This window comes from Hoylesella loescheii DSM 19665 = JCM 12249 = ATCC 15930 (assembly GCF_000378085.1).
GTDB classification, from domain to species: Bacteria; Bacteroidota; Bacteroidia; order Bacteroidales; family Bacteroidaceae; genus Prevotella; species Prevotella loescheii.
Genome location: NZ_KB899219.1, coordinates 70,456 through 91,025, shown reverse-complemented (window position 1 = coordinate 91,025; position 20,570 = coordinate 70,456). Strand labels below are relative to the sequence as shown.

At 47.3% G+C, this 20,570-nt stretch carries 14 protein-coding genes; 5 read left to right on the top strand and 9 right to left on the bottom strand.

The annotated features are described in order from the left end of the window. Nucleotides 1-221: 221 nt before the first annotated feature. Nucleotides 222-2,534, top strand: coding sequence for a GH92 family glycosyl hydrolase (locus F453_RS0110670; protein ID WP_081619164.1), 2,313 nt, complete (start codon nucleotides 222-224; stop codon nucleotides 2,532-2,534). An 873-nt stretch (nucleotides 2,535-3,407) separates the two neighbouring features. Continuing rightward, nucleotides 3,408-3,902 carry a hypothetical protein gene (locus F453_RS0110660; protein WP_018967997.1) on the top strand — a complete coding sequence of 165 codons (495 nt, stop codon included), beginning with the start codon at nucleotides 3,408-3,410 and terminating at the stop codon, nucleotides 3,900-3,902. Between the two features lie 229 nt (nucleotides 3,903-4,131). On the opposite strand, the gene F453_RS0110655 is transcribed toward F453_RS0110660, so the two are convergent. Next, the gene (locus F453_RS0110655) at nucleotides 4,132-5,364 is read right to left on the bottom strand and encodes a uracil-xanthine permease family protein (RefSeq protein WP_018967996.1); all 1,233 of its coding nucleotides are present in this window, start codon (nucleotides 5,362-5,364) and stop codon (nucleotides 4,132-4,134) included. A 248-nt stretch (nucleotides 5,365-5,612) separates the two neighbouring features. On the opposite strand from F453_RS0110655, the gene F453_RS0110650 reads away from it, so the two are divergent. After that, a complete protein-coding gene (locus F453_RS0110650) occupies nucleotides 5,613-6,455 on the top strand; it encodes a CvfB family protein (RefSeq protein ID WP_018967995.1) in 843 nt (280 codons plus the stop codon). 33 nt (nucleotides 6,456-6,488) lie between these two features. On the opposite strand, the gene nhaA is transcribed toward F453_RS0110650, so the two are convergent. Beyond that, nucleotides 6,489-7,832 carry a Na+/H+ antiporter NhaA gene (gene nhaA / locus F453_RS0110645; protein ID WP_018967994.1) on the bottom strand — a complete coding sequence of 448 codons (1,344 nt, stop codon included), beginning with the start codon at nucleotides 7,830-7,832 and terminating at the stop codon, nucleotides 6,489-6,491. A gap of 300 nt (nucleotides 7,833-8,132) precedes the next feature. Here nhaA and F453_RS0110640 point away from each other — a divergent pair, with 300 nt between their 5' ends. Further along, the gene (locus F453_RS0110640; RefSeq protein WP_018967993.1) at nucleotides 8,133-9,476 is read left to right on the top strand and encodes a DUF389 domain-containing protein; all 1,344 of its coding nucleotides are present in this window, start codon (nucleotides 8,133-8,135) and stop codon (nucleotides 9,474-9,476) included. A gap of 86 nt (nucleotides 9,477-9,562) precedes the next feature. Here the strand turns inward: F453_RS0110640 and F453_RS0110635 are convergent, their stop codons facing one another. The 6 genes from F453_RS0110635 to purB form a co-directional block, all read right to left on the bottom strand. Then, nucleotides 9,563-10,090, bottom strand: a complete 528-nt coding sequence (locus F453_RS0110635; RefSeq protein WP_025790104.1) for a DUF6646 family protein — start codon at nucleotides 10,088-10,090, stop codon at nucleotides 9,563-9,565. Nucleotides 10,091-10,100: 10 nt separating this feature from the next. Continuing rightward, complete coding sequence (locus F453_RS14720) at nucleotides 10,101-11,549, bottom strand: hypothetical protein (protein WP_009237807.1); 1,449 nt, start codon at nucleotides 11,547-11,549, stop codon at nucleotides 10,101-10,103. Nucleotides 11,550-11,797: 248 nt separating this feature from the next. Next, complete coding sequence (gene asnS, locus F453_RS0110625; RefSeq protein WP_018967990.1) at nucleotides 11,798-13,201, bottom strand: asparagine--tRNA ligase; 1,404 nt, start codon at nucleotides 13,199-13,201, stop codon at nucleotides 11,798-11,800. A 237-nt stretch (nucleotides 13,202-13,438) separates the two neighbouring features. After that, nucleotides 13,439-13,819, bottom strand: a complete 381-nt coding sequence (locus F453_RS0110620) for a four helix bundle protein (protein WP_018967989.1) — start codon at nucleotides 13,817-13,819, stop codon at nucleotides 13,439-13,441. Between the two features lie 126 nt (nucleotides 13,820-13,945). Beyond that, a complete protein-coding gene (locus F453_RS0110615; protein ID WP_018967988.1) occupies nucleotides 13,946-15,487 on the bottom strand; it encodes a pseudouridine synthase in 1,542 nt (513 codons plus the stop codon). A 213-nt stretch (nucleotides 15,488-15,700) separates the two neighbouring features. Then, a complete protein-coding gene (gene purB / locus F453_RS0110610) occupies nucleotides 15,701-17,047 on the bottom strand; it encodes an adenylosuccinate lyase (RefSeq protein WP_018967987.1) in 1,347 nt (448 codons plus the stop codon). A 369-nt stretch (nucleotides 17,048-17,416) separates the two neighbouring features. On the opposite strand from purB, the gene F453_RS0110600 reads away from it, so the two are divergent. After that, nucleotides 17,417-18,952, top strand: coding sequence for a phosphatase PAP2 family protein (locus F453_RS0110600; RefSeq protein WP_018967985.1), 1,536 nt, complete (start codon nucleotides 17,417-17,419; stop codon nucleotides 18,950-18,952). A 563-nt stretch (nucleotides 18,953-19,515) separates the two neighbouring features. Here the strand turns inward: F453_RS0110600 and F453_RS0110595 are convergent. Then, the gene (locus F453_RS0110595; RefSeq protein WP_018967984.1) at nucleotides 19,516-20,481 is read right to left on the bottom strand and encodes a hypothetical protein; all 966 of its coding nucleotides are present in this window, start codon (nucleotides 20,479-20,481) and stop codon (nucleotides 19,516-19,518) included. Nucleotides 20,482-20,570 lie beyond the last annotated feature (89 nt).

Sequence of the window (20,570 nt, the reverse complement as noted above, 5' to 3'; positions counted from 1 at the left end):
TCTAGAAGTTACCTCCACTGTATCTCTTGCTTTTAGCTGCGCAGATCACGCTTACCTCTTGAAAGAACATAATGGACTATGCGACTGAAAGAGACTACGATAGATGCCAGATAAAAGCAAAAAGACAGTGAAGAGCGATACAAGGAACAACAACCGAACCCTAGCGGGGAATTTATAGAACATGCCTTGACAACTTAAAAACCAGCATTCAATTGCGCAACATGCCCATATCACAATCCTCCAAACCATCTTTTGCACTACGTGTGCTTAGCTTCAACAGCCTATTTGCAGCACTTGCGTGTATCGCCACCATACTACCCAACGTGGTCAAAGCACAAAAACAGCCCGTAGACTATGTGAACGCTTTTATCGGGACAACAAATTTCGGTACTACAAATCCCGGTGCAGTGTGCCCCAATGGCCTGATGTCGGTGGTGCCTTTCAATGTGATGGGCTCCGCAAACAATAAGTTCGACAAGGACGCACGTTGGTGGTCTACTCCCTACGAGTATCATAACGTCTACTTCACAGGCTATTCGCACGTCAACCTTAGCGGTGTTGGCTGTCCCGATTTGGGTTCGCTGCTGCTCATGCCCACAACAGGCAAGCTCGAAGTAGACTACAAAGCGTATGGCAGTCCTATGACCCAGCAGCAGGCTTCGCCAGGTTATTACAGCAATTACTTACCCCGTTACGACGTGCGCACCGAAGTAACGGCCACCCCGCGCACCTCGATGGCGCGCTTTTGGTTCCCCAAAGGCAAAAGCAACATTTTGCTTAACCTGGGCGAAGGACTAACAAACGAAACGGGAGCGATGGTTCGCCGCGTAAGCGATACCGAATACGAGGGCGTGAAACTGCTGGGAACGTTCTGCTACAACCCGCAAGCCGTGTTCCCCATCTACTTCGTTATGCGCGTAGACACTAAACCCACGGCTGCGGGATATTGGAAAAAACAACGTCCCATGACGGGCGTAGAGGCCGAATGGGATAAGGACAACGGCAAATATAAGCTATACACCAACTACACGAAAGAGATAGCCGGCGACGACATTGGCGTGTATCTCAATTTCGACAGCCATGCCAACGAACCCGTTGTGGTACGCATGGGCATTTCGTTTGTTAGCATGGCCAACGCCCGCGAAAACCTCGATGCCGAACAAAAGGGCAAAGATTTCGACAAGATAAAGGAAGAGGCACGCAACGCTTGGAACAAAGACCTGTCGCGCATAGAGGTTGAAGGCGGAACAGAAGACCAACAAACGGTGTTCTACACGGCCCTCTACCACACCTTGTTGCACCCCAATATCTTGCAAGACGTTAACGGACAATACCCAACACTTGAAACCGGCGAGGTGAAAACTATGCGCGAGGGCAACCGTTACACCGTATTCTCGCTGTGGGACACCTACCGCAACGTGCACCAACTGCTCACACTCGTCTACCCCAACCGTCAACGCGACATGGTTCGCACCATGATCGACATGTATCGCGAGCATGGTTGGCTACCCAAATGGGAACTCTACGGCCGCGAAACCTATACCATGGAGGGCGACCCAGCCATTCCCGTCATCGTAGACACATGGCTTAAAGGCCTTCGTGGTTATGATATCAACACGGCATACGAGGCTATGCGCAAGGGTGCAACCACTCCTGGCCCCCAAAACTTACTTCGTCCCGACAACGACGACTATCTTTCGCTGGGCTATGTGCCGCTACGCGAACAGTACGACAACTCTGTTTCGCACGCGTTAGAGTATTATATAGCCGACAACGCTCTGTCGCGGTTGGCCGCCGCTTTGGGAAAGAAGGCCGATGCACGACTATTCCATAACCGTTCGCTTGGCTATCGCCACTATTACAGCAAAGAATACGGCACACTTAGGCCCATCCTGCCCAACGGCAAGTTCTATTCGCCCTTCAATCCCAAACAAGGCGAGAACTTCGAGCCTAGTCCAGGCTTTCACGAAGGTAACGCTTGGAACTACACTTTCTATGTTCCGCACGACGTAACAGGGCTTGCCAAGCTGATGGGTGGTCAAAAGCCCTTTGTAGATAAGCTGCAAATGGTGTTCGATAAAGAGCTTTACGACCCTGCCAACGAACCCGACATTGCCTATCCGCACCTATTTTCGTACTTCAAGGGCGAAGAGTGGCGCACGCAAAAAGAGCTTCATCGACTGATGGCGAAATACTTTAAGAACGCACCCGACGGCATCCCAGGCAACGACGATACAGGAACGATGTCGGCATGGCTGGTGTTTAACATGATGGGCTTTTATCCCGACTGCCCCGGCGAACCTGCCTACACGCTCTCGTCGCCCGTGTTCAACCGCGTAACCATTCACTTAGATAAGGAACAATGGGGACGCAACGAGTTGGTTATTGAGGCAAAACGCCAACAGCCCACCGACATTTTCATCAACGGCATCACCCTTGGCAACAAGCCATTTAAGGGCTATCGCGTGTCGCACGAAGAACTTTTGAAGGGTGGCAACATAACGTTCGAACTGAAAGGAACACCTTCTCGTTAATCCAAATGTTTATATAAAAACAGAAAAGGCGGCCTTGCCAACCAGTTAACTGGTTAACTTGTCAACTAAAAAAGGCGCTCGTCTACCAGTTAACTCGTTGGTTTGCCAACTTTAAAAAGACGATAACGCCTCCCTACAACCATTCATTTGCCCCACGTTCCGCAAGGTTAACGTGGGGCAAATTGCATTATACACACGGCATAACATTATCACCGAGACACGCTGATGTATGGCATTATAGAACGTCTTTTTATCTCCCACCCCACTACCACTAAGCGGGAATGCTGTTCCACATAAGATGGAATGTTGTTCCAGATAAGATGGAACAGCATTCCATGTCACTTGGAACAGGGTTCCAGCTAACAAGTAACAAGACGGTAGATGCTAAACAGGCTTTCAATGGCACGCTAATAATTTTGCATACCATCATTTATTACCATCTAAGGGATAGCTCTTGAGTTTTTAGTTAGCATCTAGCTTTACAACTTACCACAACTTGTATGTTCTGACAAGAACACATTATAAAGACAAGGCTAAACCCATCTGCTCATCATCACCTATTTGCACGCGCAAAGGAATATTATTCTTTTCTCATCAATTAAGCTGAATTCAGTAAAAGTCAGACAGAAAGCTCCGTTGCAAAAAATATCTCCCAAAATAAAACAACCTATTTGTTTTTTTACTAATTTTGCATTACTGACATAAGCAATTATCCATTTCACCAAGTGCGACACAAGGAATGAACTTAGCTGTTTATCAAATACTAAAAATTAAACGTATGGAAACAAGGAAAAACAACTACAGTATATGATGTGGCACCTGTTGTATCGAAGAAGAGAAAACCATCTTACAAACCCATAAAATGTCAATGATATGAAACGATTAATGATGATAGTATGGTTGTTAACACTAGTCTCAGCCAATCTTTTCGCACAAAAAAAGGAGACCTTGTCGCATGAGGAAACCGTAGCCTATGCAAAATATTTAGTGGAGAACAAACAACTCTTCCTGCGTGAACCTGCTGAAAAATTATTTTATAAATTGGAAACTGCAGGGTTTCCCATAGAACACATGTCTACCGTTAGTGCTGGGCCTTGGGGAGAGGAACGTACAAGGGGGGTCATTTTTTATAACTATCCATCAAGCGTCATTGATTCTGATAATCCCACTGTGGTTATACTAGAAGTGAAACTTGATATGGATTTTAATGAGCACGATTTCTGGCGCAGTCTTCCAGATGAAGGTTGGATGGAATGTATTATGAAGAAAACCAAACATTATTTGGTGAATGATATTATTTGTAAAGTAACAAAGATATATCCTGAAGATAGTCCTTTGGTAAAAGAAATGTATAAACTGACTCACTAAGGGTAATCCCTAGTGGGTGATTGTAAGCTGTTGAACATGTCATTATAAGCAAGTTATCATGTAATAACGACAAGTTCTAACACCTGTTTCGGCCTGCAATCCACAGCTATATCTATTATTAATACGCGCGCGAGGGAGAATGCAACCTTGCCGTATGGCTATAATGTTAAGCGGGTTATAAAATCACCTTTAAGGCGTTTTTATAACCCGCTTAACATTATATTTACCTTTACTTCGAGGCCTGTTTCTTCTCTTCCTCCTTCATTTCTTTCTCTTGCGGCAAACAAAGGTTAAGGGTGATGCCCACAATGGCCGATAAGCCGATGCCGCTAATGGCGAAGTTGCCGTAAGAAAGCACTGCACCGCCGATGCCCATAGTGAGGGTTACGGCAATGATAATGATGTTGCGCGTTTGGTTTAGGTCTACCTTGTTGCGCATCAAGTTGAGCAAACCCACACTGGCAATGGTGCCAAAGAGCAACAACATGATGCCACCCAACACAGCTTGGGGGATGCTTCGCAACAGCGCACTTAGCTTACCGATAACCGAAAACACGATGGCCGTGGCCGCAGCGATGCGTATAACGGCAGGCGAAGTTACCTTGGTGATGCTCATTGCACCCGTAACTTCAGAGTAGGTGGTGACAGGAGGACCCGCCAAGAAAGCGCTAACAAGACACGCAGCACCATCGCCCAGAAGCGTGCGGTGCAATCCAGGGTCTTTGGTAAAGTCTTTATCGGCCACAGCACCCACCACATAAACGTCGCCGATGTGCTCTATCACGGGCGCAATGGCCACAGGAATCATGAAAAGTAAGGGTTCCCAGCTGAATTGCGGTAATGAAAAGTGAGCTAAACTAGCAGGAAGCGCGAACCATTGGGCATCTATCACGGGCTGAAAATCTACCTCATCCATGAAGAAAGCCAACACATAGCCCACCGCGATACCACAAACCACGGGCACGAGCTTAAGCAATCCGCGCCCAAGGGTTAGCACCAAGATGGCCGTAACCAGCGAAGCGAGCGCCAAAATCCAATTGGTTTTGGCCATATCGACCGCTGCCGACGAGAGCGAAAGGCCGATAAGGATGATTACCGGACCAATAACTACAGGCGGGAAAAGCTTACGAAGCAGGCGTTTGCCCTGCCAACGCACCAAGGCACTCATCACAAAATAAACCAACGACACGCCAACAAGGCCCGCCAAAGTACCAGGCATGCCCCATTGTTTGCTTGCAGCGATGATGGGAGCGATGAAAGCAAAGCTCGAACCAAGAAAAATGGGAACCTTACCTTTCGTTAAGAAATGAAAGATAAATGTTCCCAAACCTGCTGTGAGGAGTGCCGTTGAGGGGTCGAGCCCCACAAGTAGCGGCACCAATACCGTCGCGCCGAAGGCCACAAAGAGAAATTGAACGCCTACGATGATGCGTTTGCTTGCTGTGAGTTGTATTTGTTCCATTGTTTATTGAAGTTGTTCGTACTGGAGAGAAAGGGTGAAATGGGGCGCGGACAGATGGGACATTACCGCCACGTAAGCGCTATCGGTAGCCAAATACACGTATCTAAGCGTTGCATTCGGAGGCTTTGACAATACCGCGAGGCCACTTTCTTCACCTCGATTGCACGTTATCCATGCAAAGTTAATACATTTCCAGCATTTTTGCGTACATTTGCACAAATGGCAAACTTAATTTTTTGAATAAGCGAATGGCAAGAATAAGACTTGGTGATTATAACCAACTGGAAGTTGTAAAGGAAGTGGATTTTGGCATGTATCTAGATGCAGGCGACGAAGGCGAGGTGCTTTTGCCCAAGCGTTACGTGCCAAAAGGCTGTAAACTGGGCGATATGCTCAACGTGTTTCTTTACCTAGACCAAGACGAACGCCTTGTGGCCACCACCGAAACACCGCTGGCCAAGGTGGGCGAGTTTGCTTGCTTGGATGTATCGTGGGTGAACGAGCATGGCGCTTTTTTGAATTGGGGACTGATGAAGGACCTTTTCTGTCCCTTCCGCGAACAAAAACAGCGCATGAAGATTGGTGAAAGCTACGTGGTGGCTGTGTTTATCGACGAAGAAAGCTACCGTATCGCCGCCTCGGCGAAGGTTGAACATTTCTTCGCCACCGACTTCCCGCCATACAACCAAGGTGAAGAAGTAGACCTCTTGGTGTGGCAACCCACCGAGCTTGGGTTTAAAGTGATTGTCGATAATGCCTATCCGGGGCTGGTATATCGGTCGCAAGTGTTCCGCTCGCTTCATGTTGGCGACCGCCTTCGCGGATATATCACGGGCGTAAGACCCGATGGAAAGATAGACGTTAGTTTGCAACCGCAGGGCAGGAAGCAAACAACCGACTTTGCCGAAACGCTTTTGCAATATCTAAAAGACAACGGAGGCTATTGCGACTTGGGCGACAAAAGCCCTGCCGAAGACATCAAACGTCGCTTCGAAGTGAGCAAAAAGGTGTATAAAAAGGCGGTTGGCGACTTATATAAACGCCGTTTGATAACCATTGAAGAAGGGGGCGTGAGGCTCGTTAATAAGTAAACGGCAAACCAATCTCAACCCAAAACCGTGGGGTTAGGTCCTTTCCCTACTGCTATGACTGGACTTTCGCAGGATGATGTAGCCTGCTATTCCGCCCACTATCGATGCCGCGAAGATGCCTAATTTAGACTGGATGGCATTTTCGGGCGAAGTAAAGGCGAGCATGGTGATAAACATCGACATGGTGAAACCTATGCCTGCAAGGAAGCCTAGTCCCCAAACGCGCTGCCATGTCATACCACGCAGCCGGCGTCCAAAGCCCAATCGCTCGGTAATCCATACGGCGAAGACGATGCCGACAGGCTTACCAACCAACAAACCAGCCATCACGCCAATGGCAACACCACTAGAGAACACCGCACCAAGGTTTAAATCGACAAACGATATGCCTGCATTAGCAAGGGCAAAGATGGGCATCACCACAAAGGCAACCAAAGGATGCAAGCCATGTTCAAGTCTTTGGAGGGGCGGAATGGCCCTAGACGAGTCGGCTTGCACACGTGCCAATATCTCCACTTGTTCGGGTTCGAGAGTTCGCACATCGTTAGGTGCAGCGTTTTCGAACTGTCGCGTCAGCTTCCTAATACGTGCAAGGAAAGCCGCTTCTGGTATTCGGGCGTCGGCAGGAATAACCATGGCCGCCAAAACAGCTGAGATTGTGGCATGAACGCCCGAGGTTAGGAAGGCCAACCACACACCACCTATACCCAAAACACCATAAAACCACACGCTTTTTACGCCCAAACGGTTGCCTGCAAACATCACCGTGAGCACCACAAAACCAATGGCCAAGCTGGCAAAAGATATCTCTGTGGTATAAAACAAGGCGATAATGACCACCGAACCAAGATCGTCGACAATGGCGAGGGTGGTAAGAAACACCTTGGCCGACATAGGAACACGATTGCCCAAGAGCTGAAGCACGGCCAAAGCAAAGGCTATATCGGTGGCCATGGGTATTCCCCAGCCTTGCGAAGTGGCTGCACCTGCATTGAATATCAGGTAGATGGCAGCAGGAAAAAGCATACCGCAAAGGGCTGCCACCACAGGAAGCGTAACCTTACGCAAGTCGCGTAGCTCGCCACCGATGAACTCGCGTTTTAGTTCTAGTCCCACTACGAAGAAGAACATCGACATCAACCCATCGTTAATCCAATGTTCCAGACTGAAGTCTAGATAGGTTTGGCCGTTTATCGAGAACCCGAAATGGTGTTCTAAGAAGTGCGTATATGTTTCGCGAAAAGGCGAATTGGCCAGCACAAGGGCCAATAACACGAAGATGCCAAGCACAATTCCGCTTGAACGTTCGCGGTGCAAGAACTGCAAGGTGGGTATTACAAGCCTAGATTCTAACTCTTTTTGGTAATGTTGTCTCATCTACTTTTATTGGAAAATCTAAAAACACATCGTGCGTTCCATCAATTCATATCTGCAATAACGATAGCCTCTGCCCACCGTTTCTAAATGAAATCAATACTTGAAACGCACCTATCCTTGATGCAACGTTAGTGCCTGTGAGCGCAATGAAAACTTGTTTTCTTATCGCCAAGCAACACCTAACTTATGCAAAAGTACGAAAAATAATGCGTTTGGCAAGGTAGGCTTGTCGCATTTTTAAGGCTTTAACGCTTTGAGATGTCAGCTTAAAGACGTAACTTTGCGGATAAACGACTAAATATGGCATATCACGAAAAATCGCTTTGGCAGGTAGTTAAAGGATATTTTAACGCTCTGCCCGACAAAGAGAATGAGAAAGAAACCATCCGCCAGATAAGCAGTGGCGTTACTTTTCATGGCGCAAACCTATGGGTACTTATCTTCGCCATCCTGATTGCTTCGCTCGGACTGAACGTTAACTCTACGGCCGTAATCATCGGAGCCATGCTTATCTCGCCATTGATGGGTCCGATCATTGGCATGGGATTGGCTGTGGGCATCACCGACTTAGAGTTGCTTAAGCGTTCGGCCACAAACTACCTCGTGGCAACGGTTATCAGCGTGCTAACGGCTACGCTCTATTTCATCATAACACCACTAACCGAGGCCCAATCTGAACTTCTTGCCCGTACGTCGCCCACACTTTACGACGTATTAATTGCCCTTTTCGGTGGTGCGGCAGGTATTTTGGCACTTTGTACAAAGGGTAAAGGCAACGTACTTCCTGGCGTAGCCATCGCCACCGCCTTAATGCCGCCATTGTGTACGGCAGGCTATGGGTTGGCCGTAGGCAACCTTTCGTACTTTTTCGGGGCGTTTTACCTCTATTTTATCAACACCGTTTTCATCGCCCTAGCCACGTTCTTTGGGGTTCGCATGTTGCGTTTTAAACGTAAAGACACCGTAGACACCGCTCGACTAGCCATCGTTAACCGCTATATTATAGGTGCTGTGGTGCTCACGATGTTGCCCGCTACCTACATGACAGTGCAGATTGTGAGAGTGAGTGTGCAGGAAAATAACATCTTGAAATTCGTCAAGAACGAGTTCGAAACAAAGGGCGCACAGATTATTTCGCATAAGATAGACGATAAAAGTAGCGCGCTGAATATTGTAACAGTGGGTAAACGACTTACAGACGCTGAGATATCAGACGCCCGGAAGCGTATGGACGAGTATAAACTGGAGCAGTTTAAGCTGAACGTGATACAAGGCACGCAGACAGATAGCCTGATGTTGAGCCAAATGCTCAACGTAAACGGCAACAGCGGACAGGCTAAGAACACGACGCTATTGGAACAAGCCTACCAAATTCAGACACTGAAAGCAAAGAACGAAAGCTACGAAAGGCTGCCAAGACTGGCCAACGACATGCGCAAAGAGATACAAGCCGTTTGTCCACAGGCAACAAGTATCAGCCTTACCAATGTGGCCGAGGCACGCGTAGACACGACGACCACGACCCATTATGTGATGGCTGTGGTAGACTGTAAGAGAAAACTATCGGTTGTCGACAAGAATAGGCTGCACCAATGGTTACGAGCAAGACTTAAAGCGGATAGTCTTCGCTTGGTAGTTGAATAAAAAAAGGCGTTGCCTTTACCACGTACTTCGCGTGGAAGGCAACGCCTTTTAATTTGGGTTAGAGACAAATTAGCCTCTAGGTAGCATCAAATGCTAATGGTAATGCCTGCCGAAAAAGCGAACTTATGCGGGAAAACGTCAGCATCGCGACGTGGCTTGAACGTCTCGAAGAAGTTGTATTGGCACGAGGCATATAGTCCGAACAACTCGCTGAAATTGTAACGCACACCCGTTTGGAAAGACGCCGTCTTGAAGCTAAGCATTGGTCCCATGTAGATATCAAGTTGATCGGGCAGTTTTAAAATCTCCATCCAATGGAAATTGAAGTAAAAGCCAAAGTCGGAATAGTCGAGAATCCTTGATTCTTCTTCATTGTTTTCAACCTTGTTGGCTAGTATCGTGAATCTCGCACCATACGAAAGATAGTCATTGATGCCTTCATCATAGCCCAGTTCGCAACCATGCTTACCGCCTACATTGGTGTAGCCGAGATAAATCTTACTGTCGTCTTCGCCATCGAAGGCCTGTGCAAAGAGTGGCGTTGCTGAGCAAAAGCTCAAGAGTAGGATGGCAAACAGGCGTGCAACCCCATGCATTTTGTGTGTCGTTCTCATTTGTTATTGCTTATTTAATGGTGTATTTGGTGATTGAGAAAACCTTGCGACGTTCGCCCGTGCTATGGTTTTTGATGATTTGCCTTCCGTAAACGATGAAGTTTTTGTCATACCAATGCAGCGTCCCAGAGTATCTCATCTTCTTAATATCTTCGTCTTCGTTGTCTGTTTCAATCATTTCCGACTTGCGTTCTTGTGCTACCTCGCCTGTCTTATTGTTGAAAAGCTTAGACACGAGCATCTTATCGTCGGCGTAAACAAGGTCTACATCGTTTTGTTTAATGCCTGCCGAGATAAATTGTTTAACGTACATGGGCTTCTGTCGAGGGCGCATTTCAAAGCAATTATCCCAAAGTAGGTTGCAATCGGCATCAAACTTGGCCAGCACCGCGTGGGTATATGCATAGCCGTTAAACTGTGTTATCATTACGGTTCCAGCCCAATAGGTTACGTAAGTGGGGTAAAACGCCTCGCCTAGATAGAAGTAATCCTTGCCATCGGTCATGATACCGTGCGATGCCATGTTGTATTTCAAGCTGTATTCCTTGCCTGCCTTTTCGGCCTTTTCTTTCTTTCGTTCCACTCTGGCCTTACGTCTGTCGCTCATATACTCGGTGAAATTCTTCAAGTCGAGGAAGTTAACAAACCGCTGCTTCTTAAATTTCCAGTCTTCTAACTGCGCAAAATAGATGCCTTCCGCCCCACCTTTCTTGCTCTTGGTGTAAGTTCCCGTAACGAAATACTTATCGTTGGCCTTTGAAAGCGATGCCGAAAGAAGGTTTTGATCTATTTCGGTGGTGAGGTTGGTAATGCTCAACTGTGTGCCATTGAAGTCTATTCGAGCCAGATAAAGCTCGCGATCGCCCTTCACAACGGCATAGATGATGTTGTCGAGAATGGTGTTTTGCAGTATAAACACTTTGCGGTCTTTTACGCCTGGTATGTGTACGTCGGCGAAACGACTTTCTCCCGTGTTGAGATCCACAATGCCTATACGTTCCAAACGTTTCTGCGTGGAGCTGAACACTAGCTTGCCATCGTGTATCATCAAACCGCGCATACTGCCTTTACGCGTGTATTCGCTGTCGGTTACCTTTGTTTTATGGTCTCGGGTGTTGAAGGCGAACACCGAGAAAGCACCACTTCGGGCACGTAAAACAGTGTAATTAACATCGTTATCAAAAGTACAACTATAAAAATACAAGTCTTCGTCTATCAATGTAGAGTCGGTAAACAGGGGTTTAAGTTCGGTAGACAGGTACTCGGTTTTGAAGTACCGTTTGCCATTATCAGCCTTCTTGGCGAACGAATAGACAATCAGTCCACGTTCGCCGAGTGTCGCAACCACTTGGTCTTCGTAGTCTCCGCGGTGCGGATATTCGATTCTTGCTGTTACTTGTGCCACTGCCGAGAGCGCATTTAGGCACATGGCCAAAGCCATTAAGGTAATTGTTTTCATCTTATTATTATTTTGTTGGTTCGTTTTCTTGGTTGCTTCGTGTGGTGAACGAAGGGTGTTTGTTCTGTGGTAATTTAGCTCAAGCAAGCGTGTTATGGCGTGTTGAGCAAGGTTTTAGGTATAGTTTGCAATAAAAGAAAAGGCAAGAAAGAGCCTTAGCGCCGCCCTTTCGGGGCGTGTCTGCTAGTTTCTTTCTTGCCTTTTCATAAGTGTTCGGTTTGACGTTTGTCCCTTTCGGTGCAGCCTTATCAGAACTCAGCCGACTTCGGTGTGCGTGGGAAGGGGATAACATCGCGAATGTTTTGCATGCCAGTAACGAAGAGGATGAGCCTTTCGAAGCCCAAACCGAAACCTCCGTGGGGGCATGTGCCAAAGCGACGGGTGTCTAAATACCACCACATGTCTTTCATTGGGATGTGGCGTTCTTCGATTTGAGCCACCAGCTTGTCGTAGTTCTCTTCACGAACACTACCTCCAATGATTTCGCCAATTTGTGGGAAGAGCACGTCGGTGCCTTGAACGGTACGGCCATCTTCGTCTAACTTCATGTAGAAAGCCTTGATACCCTTGGGGTAATGAGTCATGATGACGGGCTTCTTAAAGTGCTCTTCAACGAGGAAACGTTCGTGTTCGCTGGCCAAATCCATACCCCAGCTAACGGGGAACTCGAACTTCTTACCTGCTTTAACGGCTTCTTCGAGGATATTTATACCCTCAGTGTAGTCTAGACGAACGAAGTTTTCGCTCACCACACCCTGCAAACGTTCCAGCAGCGTGTTGTCTATCATCTTGTTGAGGAAAGCGAGGTCGTCTTTGCAGTTATCCAACGCCCAGCGCACACAATACTTAATGAAGTCTTCTTCGAGGTCCATCAGGTCGTCGAGGTCGATAAAAGCCACTTCGGGCTCTATCATCCAGAACTCGGCGAGGTGACGTGGCGTGTTGCTGTTTTCGGCTCGGAAGGTTGGACCGAAGGTGTAAATCTGACCCAAGGCCGTTGCTCCAAGCTCGCCTTCAAGCTGTCCGCTCACGGTAAGACTTGTCATTTTTCCGAAGAAGTCGTCGTTATAGTTCACCTTTCCACTCTCATCTTTCTTCAGATCGTTTAGGTCCTTGGTGGTAACCTGAAACATTTCGCCCGCCCCTTCGGCATCACTTGCGGTGATGATGGGCGTATGAAAGTAGTAGAAACCATGATCATGGAAGTACTGATGAATAGCGATGGCCATGTTATGGCGGATGCGCATAACTGCTCCGAACGTGTTAGTGCGCAGTCGGAGGTGAGCATGCTGCCGCATATACTCAAAGGTTTGGCCCTTCTTTTGCATGGGATAGTCGCTGCCACAGCCGCCCAAGAGTTCCAATTCGGTGCATTGTATCTCCGAGTTTTGACCTTGTCCTTGGCTTTCAACAAGCTTACCCGTTGCGCTTATGCACGCTCCAGTGGTTATTTGTTTAAGCAATTCGGTATCGAACTTCGTCGGATCGACAACCACTTGCACGTTATTGATGGTAGAACCGTCGTTTAAGGCGATGAAATCTACCACCTTGCTACTGCGGTGAGTTCGTACCCAGCCCTTCACGTTGACTTCAGAAGCGAAGTCGGTACGTTGAAGAACGTCTACAATCTTTGTTCTACGAATTTTTTCCATTGATGTTCTTTATTAGGAGTTAAGGAGTTATGGAGTTAAGAAGTTAAGCCAAATGTCTATGTAGTATGGACAAGCTTTATCATAGAAGGTTCTGCTTAATATCCTTATAAAACAATTCGTCCTATTCTCTACTTCTCATTTCTCACTCCTTCATCTGTCTATATCTCTTTCTTAACTAAGATCATTGAGTTAAGCCTTACACATATCAACATGGAAAAGGCATACTAAATTAAGCTTTTACAGTTCATTGCCATGTGAGTTATTCAGTATTCCCCGACAATATCCATTAAGTACTTTACTTACTTCCTCTAGCTGTATGGCCAATGCCTCATACGCGTTGATGTCCATGTAACCCAAGTCTCTTGACAAAATAACGTAGTACCTGCACTCCTCTAAACTACCTTGCGCAATATTCAAGAACCGCAATTTATCGGCTGTTCCCAACTTCCTATACCCTTCAGCTATATTAGCGGGTATCGATACCGCTGCCCGTTGAAACTGCGAGCAAAGTCCGAACCGTTCATGGGCAGGGAAATGACTACTCAGTTGATAGACCGCAAGTACAAACGCATGTGCCTTCTGCCAAGCAACAAGATCTTGGAAGCATTTTGTCTGCATACGACTTAACGTCTTAATATCATAAGCTAAGTTGTCAAGAAGCAAGGTAATAAGGAGTTTTCACTAACACCACAAAAGCATTTGGCTTAACTCCTTAACTCCTTAACTTCTTAACTCCTATGTTTATTATTCAAAAGCACCCATCCTCAACATGTCTACTTCCTTCTCAGTAAGGAAGCGCCAGTCGCCTCGTTTCAGGTTCTTTTTGGTGAGTCCAGCGAACTGCACGCGATCCAGACGCACTACACGATAGCCTAGACTTTCGAAAATGCGGCGCACGATGCGGTTCTTTCCACTGTGGATTTCGATACCCACCTGCGTCTTATCTTTGTCGTTGGCATACTCAATGGCATCGGCATGCACTTCACCATCATCGAGCGTAACGCCCGTTGCAATCTGCTGCAAGTCGTGTTCGGTAACTTCCTTGTCGAGGAACACGTGGTAAACCTTCTTCTTTAAGAACTTAGGATGAGCCAACTTGCTAGCCAAGTCGCCATCGTTGGTAAGCAGCAGCACACCCGTAGTGTTGCGGTCGAGTCGCCCAACGGGATAGATACGCTCGGGACAAACACCCTTCACGAGATCCATCACAGTCTTACGCTGTTGCGGATCGTCGCTAGTCGTAACATAATCTTTGGGCTTGTTGATGAGCACATATACCTTCTTTTCGAGCGTTACGGGCTGTTCGTGGAAGATAACTTCATCCGTACGGAGTACCTTCGTTCCCAATTCAGTAACCACGTTGCCGTTAACCTTCACCATACCTGATTGTATAAACTGGTCGGCTTCACGTCTGCTGCATACGCCGGCATTGGCCAGGTACTTGTTTAGACGGATAGGCTCGTTGGGATCGATGTTCTCCTCCTTATATTCTATACGCTTTTTAAGGCTGTATTTAGCATTGGGGTCGTAGTCGGACGTACGTTGGCGATAGCCGCCTTGTTGATAACCGCCACGTTGTTGATAACCACCGCGCTGCTGATAGCCACCTTGTTGGTAGCCGCCACGGTTGTTGTTGTAACCGCCGCGTTGTTGATAGCCACCGCGATTGTTGTTATATCCACCGCGTTGCTGATATCCGCCGCGTTGTTGGTAGCCCCCTTCCTCGTTGTTATAACGTGGACGATAGCCTCCTTCTTGGCGTGGTTGATAATTGGAGCGTTGCTGATAGCCACCCTCTTGGTTGGGTTGGTAGCCTCCTTCTTGGCGTGGGCGATAGCCACCTTCCTGCCTAGGTTGGTAGTTGGCACGTTGTTGGTAGCCTCCTTCGCCTTCAGGAGCGTTGTTGTAACGTGGACGATAGCTGCCCTCTTGTCGCTGTTGGTAGCCTCCGCGATTGTTATTGTTGTTGTAATTGCGTTGCTGATAGCCACCACTTTCATTGTTGTAATTGTTATAACGTGGGCGATACTGCCTTTGTTGAGATGTGCCACCACCTTGTAGGTTGGCACCAAATCCCTCGGGACGGAATGCTCCATCGTCTTCTCCACCACTGCTTCTGCGGTCGGAGCTATAAGCGCGTTGGGTGTGAATACGTGGTCTTTGCGTTCTCGCACCACCAGTTCCATAGGTTCGGGAATAGCTTCCACCTGCGTTGTAGCCTTCACGGCCTTCCTCTTGCTGTCCTGTCGACGTGTCTTGAGGGATCTTTTCCAATTCTGATTCCATAATTTTACTTCTTTTTAAACCTCACGGTTGCGTTAATACTTTTACTTTTTAACTTTTAATTACAGTTTAGTTAGTTTTAAATTCCTTTTCCTTTTAGGATGCTCCGCACTGTTTTGCTCGTATTGGTGTGGCGTGTTTTACCGTTCGGCAACGGTGCATCCCTTATAAATAGGTTATATGTTATTTTTCAAAGAAATCGTTTTATCGGGGCATTCACACTCCGGTGTAGTTCCATGGGTTGATGGCCAGCAGCTCGCTCTTCACGCTATCGCTCACGTCGAGCCCTGCCACAAACTCATGAATGGTTTTCTCCGTCATCTTCTCGTTTGTGCGTGTCAGTGCCTTCAACGCCTCGTATGGGTTGGGATAGGCCTCTCTGCGCAAGATGGTTTGTATCGCTTCGGCCACCACCGCCCAAGTATTCTCCAAGTCTTCGGCCAGTTTTTCCTCGTTAAGGATGAGCTTGCGTAAGCCCTTAAGCGTGCTTTGGAAGGCGATAAGCGCATGTCCCATGGGAACGCCAATGTTGCGTAGCACGGTAGAATCGGTGAGATCGCGCTGCAAACGACTAACGGGTAACTTCTGCGCCAAGAACTGCAACACGGCGTTTGCCAGTCCTAGGTTGCCCTCGCTGTTCTCAAAGTCGATGGGATTAACCTTATGCGGCATAGCACTCGACCCCACTTCGCCTGCCTTAATCTTCTGTTTGAAGTAGTCCATAGATATGTACATCCAGAAGTCGCGATCCAAATCGAGCACGATTGTATTAATTCTGCGCATGGCATCGAATGCTGCACCCATGTTGTCGTAGTTGCTTATCTGCGTGGTTAGCTGTTCGCGCACCAAACCCAGCTTCTCGCTTACGAAGCGATTACCAAACTCGCGCCAGTCTATCTCTGGGTAAGCCACGTGGTGGGCATTGTAGTTGCCTGTGGCTCCACCAAACTTAGCCGACATTTTGCAGGCCCTAAGTTGTGCCAACTGCTCTTCCAAACGATACACATACACGCCAATCTCTTTACCCAAACGTGTTGGTGAGGCGGGCTGGCCATGTGTTTTGGCGAGCATGGATACATCTTTCCATTCGTCGGCATACGCTCGCAACTGCGCGATAAGCTCTTCCAACAAGGGATAGTAACATTCTTCCAAAGCCTCTTTGAAGGAAAGTGGCACACTGGTATTATTGATGTCTTGCGAAGTTAGCCCGAAATGCACAAACTCCTTATAAGCGTCCAATCCGCCAATAGCGTCGAATTCTTCCTTAATGAAATATTCCACGGCCTTTACATCGTGGTTCGTAACCTTCTCGATGTCTTTCACGCGCTGCGCCTTAGCCTCATCAAACGATCGATAAATATTGCGAAGCTGATCGAAACGCTCGCTACCCACACCTGCCAACTGTGGCAATGGTAGCTCGCAAAGGGCAATAAAATATTCTATTTCTACCCTCACGCGATAACGAATAAGGGCGTATTCAGAAAAGTATCTGGCTAACGGTTCGGTTTTATCGCGGTAACGGCCATCTATTGGCGAAACGGCTGTAAGCTTGTCAAGACTCATATTACTTTTAGTACTAATTGGATTGCAAATTTACCACAATAAATTGACACTTTCGCCTTTTATATATTAAAATGTGTCTTATCGTGAACTTTTTTGGCATAATTTTGTTCCTTTATGGCCATCTGTCTATCATCATAACGCATAAAATCAACAATTATTTTACCACAAAGGCTTTGCCGAAAATGTATTTTTTGCTATCTTTGCGCCAAACCAACAGGAAAAGTCGTTCCTACTATCAACAACGACGCCATGATGATATTAAAGAACAGTACAACTCGACACCAAAGCAAACATGGTCAAACAAGCAAGAGCGAGATGGCAACATTCTCGCCTCGTTCCTGCTGCCATATCCGGTTGTTTGTTTTGGTTATGTTCTTGTTATCGTTTGCCTCTGGCTTCGCGGCCAAAGACAGTGATACCGAGTGTGTTGACGTGCCCACAGATACCACAAGCATAAGCAACGAAACGGCAGATTCAACCCTTTCGTCGGGCACTTTGCCTGATACGCTAAACACGACCTCATTGAACGACACCGCCCAACATTGTACCAACAACCTAAAACTTGGTAAAGGACTCACTTATGTTGGTCTTCCGCTCATCATTGCGGGCATCTTAGGCAAGGGCGAACGCCATCGCGTGTATTACTTGCACAAAGATTTTGTTCCCGAATTCAAGTCGTCGGTAGACGATTATGTGCAGTTCGCCCCCTTCGCACTTGCCACGGGGATGAAGGTTATGGGTGTTCCTGGCAAGAGTTCAACCGTTCGTTACCTGGCTAGCAGTGCCATGTCGTTCGCCATTATGGCTATAATCGTAAACACCATCAAGTACACGGCCAACCAAATGCGCCCCGACAACAGCACGCGAAACTCGTTCCCGTCGGGCCATACGGCAACGGCCTTCGTGGCTGCAACCATCCTTCACAAAGAGTATGGCCTTACCGTTAGCCCTTGGTACAGCCTTGCGGGATATGGTGCGGCTACCGCCACGGGGGTGATACGCATGCTTAACAACCGCCATTGGATGAGCGACGTGTTCTGTGGAGCAGGCATCGGCATCATGTCTACCGAAATGGGCTACGCCCTGAGCGACCTATTGTTCAAGAAAAAGGGACTAATTGTACCCGACAAACATGATGTAGTGGACCTGCGTAACCGTCCTTCGTTCTTCTCTATACGTATGGGTGGAGTTTTAGGACAACAAAGGATTCGCATGCCGCAAAGCTTCAAGCCCACATTAGGCGATCTTCCGTTTCTCATGCAGTTTGGAACGGGAGCCATGGTGGGTATCGAGGCTGCCTATTTCTTTAACCCCTACATCGGCATCGGTACCGACTGGCGACTGATTGGGCATCACGTTAAACGTCTCGACAGACCATTTAGACACCCCTCCCCCACTGCAAACCTCCCCGCTAACGTGGAATTTAACTTCCTGCGCACTGGGTTGAACGAGCTTTGTTCCTCTACTGGCATTTATCTTTCATTGCCTTTCTCGGGTAGTATAGCCCTGGGTGGAAAGCTAACCGTGGGCCGCAACAGCATCAAGAGCATCGCGGTGAAGGCGACGAAGACAGGAACGGTGAAGAGCGGAACGCCCGAAAGCTTCACCGACACCCATGAACCATACACAACCAGCTGGGATTTCCTAACCATAAAGGGCAATCGAGCACTACGTTTGGGCACTGGTCTCTCGCTCACCGTGGCCTATAAGCAGGCCTATTGCTGGCGAGCATTCATGGATTTCAACTACTCGTTCAATACGTTTACAGCCACATTAAACCCCTCGGAGTGGAAACGACAAGAGTTTCCCGATGCAAAGAACCTGCCCAACGAGGTGGTTAGCGAACGCATTAAGAAGAAGATGATGCAGTTATGCGCAGGAACGGCATTCTGTATTTCGTTCTAACACAAATGAAAAACCGTTTAAACGTTGCCTCACTCGCGTGCGTATGTACGCGTATTAATAATGAATGGCAAAACAAGATTGCGTTTATCGCTCGCTGCCCTTTAAGAAAAACACCTGCGAACAATCACCTCTTGAGACACGCCAAATAAGCCCTTAAACAGCATTTTATCACAAAACATTTTCTTACAGCTAAGATGTACCCCTGTTCCATCTCATCTGGAATGACGTTCCATATCATCTGGAACAGTCGTCCAGATGATATGGAACAGCCGTCCAAAACAGATATAACACGGCGATTAATGTAATCATGCATCATCAGGGCTTAGCAAGCGCATTATCAGAACGATGAAAATGCGAACGGCAGAATGGTTAATTGGCAAGTTCGGGAATAAGAAACCATACCCTCTGAATAAGATTGGAGAGGTAAAGAAATGGCTATCTCGCCAACTAGCGTTACGAGACAGAAGGCATAACAAATTTCTCTTATCCCGAACTCGCGTAGTTTTCTTGCGCCATCTTCCCTTGTTTTCGCATCGAACGACATGCCAAGCCCTTCACCCATACTATTCGGTTGGGCTCGACTCAACATCTTCATCGCCGTCCTGAGACTTTTTATCCAAATCGTCTGCATCGGCATCCGACACACCACTAATAAGATACTCGTATTCAGACCCACGCTTAAGTTGCAGGTGAATGCGCTTGTAAACCACCTTTCCATCCGCTCGTTTGTAGTTCACGATACACGTGCACGTGGCCGTGTCCATATTGTGCACTTCCAAAGAACGTAGCCAACGATAATCAAACTGTGCCGAACCCAACAGCAAGTTCTTCTTTAGCGTCTCGTTTTGCAACTGTTTGGCAAAAGCCTTTGTACAATATTTGTTTAGCACTTGCCGTATGCCAGCCGCACTGGGTTTGGCCTGACTCAACTCGTTTACGTACATGGCGTAAAACCGATAGATGTCAGGGACATAGACATCCATATCTCCTTCAGCCGAGGCGATGTCTATTTCGTACTTGCGCACAGTGCCATCGGCACTCAATGCCAAAGTAAAGATGGCGCAATTGTCGGTCTCTGGCTCACAATAGCTAAAGCCAACGTACACCGACGTGGGGGTAATATCGAACTCTTCGTATAGGCCAAGAGTAAAGCCCTTCATGCAACCAGAGCCCATAAGCAATTTGGAGTCTACCTTGTAGTTCTTAAACACAGGCTTACCACCCTTAAATATATTTATCTTCACTGCATAATCGGCGTATATGACCTTGTCGTAGACAAACTTTTTGCCGTCGTAGAATTGGCGTGCATGTATCTCCCAATCACCCCAAGAGGTGTCTACACGCGTAGGTTTTTCGATGAATTTTGAGTAGTCGGTTTTGTCTTCTTCCTCAACATACAGCTGTACGCTGTCCGTTTTAGCAACAACCGAATCGTTACCGATACTGTTTGCATCGACTTTTTTGTTTCCTGTGCATGCCAATATGAACATAGAAGGCATCAGGAAAAATGTATAAAACAACTTTTTCATTTTCACATTCCTATTTGGGTTAGTGCTACAAATGTAATAAAAAACCAACTCCCACAAGCCACCTTTACCACTTTATTTTACTTCCTACA

What these genes read in the sequence shown, in the direction of transcription:
- F453_RS14720 (WP_009237807.1), bottom strand. Translation starts at nt 11,549, where the DNA reads ATGAAAACAATTACCTTAATGGCTTTGGCCATGTGCCTAAATGCGCTC.
- F453_RS0110595 (WP_018967984.1), bottom strand. Translation starts at nt 20,481, where the DNA reads ATGAAAAAGTTGTTTTATACATTTTTCCTGATGCCTTCTATGTTCATA.
- asnS (WP_018967990.1), bottom strand. Translation starts at nt 13,201, where the DNA reads ATGGAAAAAATTCGTAGAACAAAGATTGTAGACGTTCTTCAACGTACC.
- F453_RS0110670 (WP_081619164.1), top strand. Translation starts at nt 222, where the DNA reads ATGCCCATATCACAATCCTCCAAACCATCTTTTGCACTACGTGTGCTT.
- F453_RS0110650 (WP_018967995.1), top strand. Translation starts at nt 5,613, where the DNA reads ATGGCAAGAATAAGACTTGGTGATTATAACCAACTGGAAGTTGTAAAG.
- F453_RS0110620 (WP_018967989.1), bottom strand. Translation starts at nt 13,819, where the DNA reads ATGCAGACAAAATGCTTCCAAGATCTTGTTGCTTGGCAGAAGGCACAT.
- F453_RS0110660 (WP_018967997.1), top strand. Translation starts at nt 3,408, where the DNA reads ATGAAACGATTAATGATGATAGTATGGTTGTTAACACTAGTCTCAGCC.
- purB (WP_018967987.1), bottom strand. Translation starts at nt 17,047, where the DNA reads ATGAGTCTTGACAAGCTTACAGCCGTTTCGCCAATAGATGGCCGTTAC.
- F453_RS0110640 (WP_018967993.1), top strand. Translation starts at nt 8,133, where the DNA reads ATGGCATATCACGAAAAATCGCTTTGGCAGGTAGTTAAAGGATATTTT.
- F453_RS0110615 (WP_018967988.1), bottom strand. Translation starts at nt 15,487, where the DNA reads ATGGAATCAGAATTGGAAAAGATCCCTCAAGACACGTCGACAGGACAG.
- F453_RS0110635 (WP_025790104.1), bottom strand. Translation starts at nt 10,090, where the DNA reads ATGAGAACGACACACAAAATGCATGGGGTTGCACGCCTGTTTGCCATC.
- F453_RS0110600 (WP_018967985.1), top strand. Translation starts at nt 17,417, where the DNA reads ATGTTCTTGTTATCGTTTGCCTCTGGCTTCGCGGCCAAAGACAGTGAT.
- F453_RS0110655 (WP_018967996.1), bottom strand. Translation starts at nt 5,364, where the DNA reads ATGGAACAAATACAACTCACAGCAAGCAAACGCATCATCGTAGGCGTT.
- nhaA (WP_018967994.1), bottom strand. Translation starts at nt 7,832, where the DNA reads ATGAGACAACATTACCAAAAAGAGTTAGAATCTAGGCTTGTAATACCC.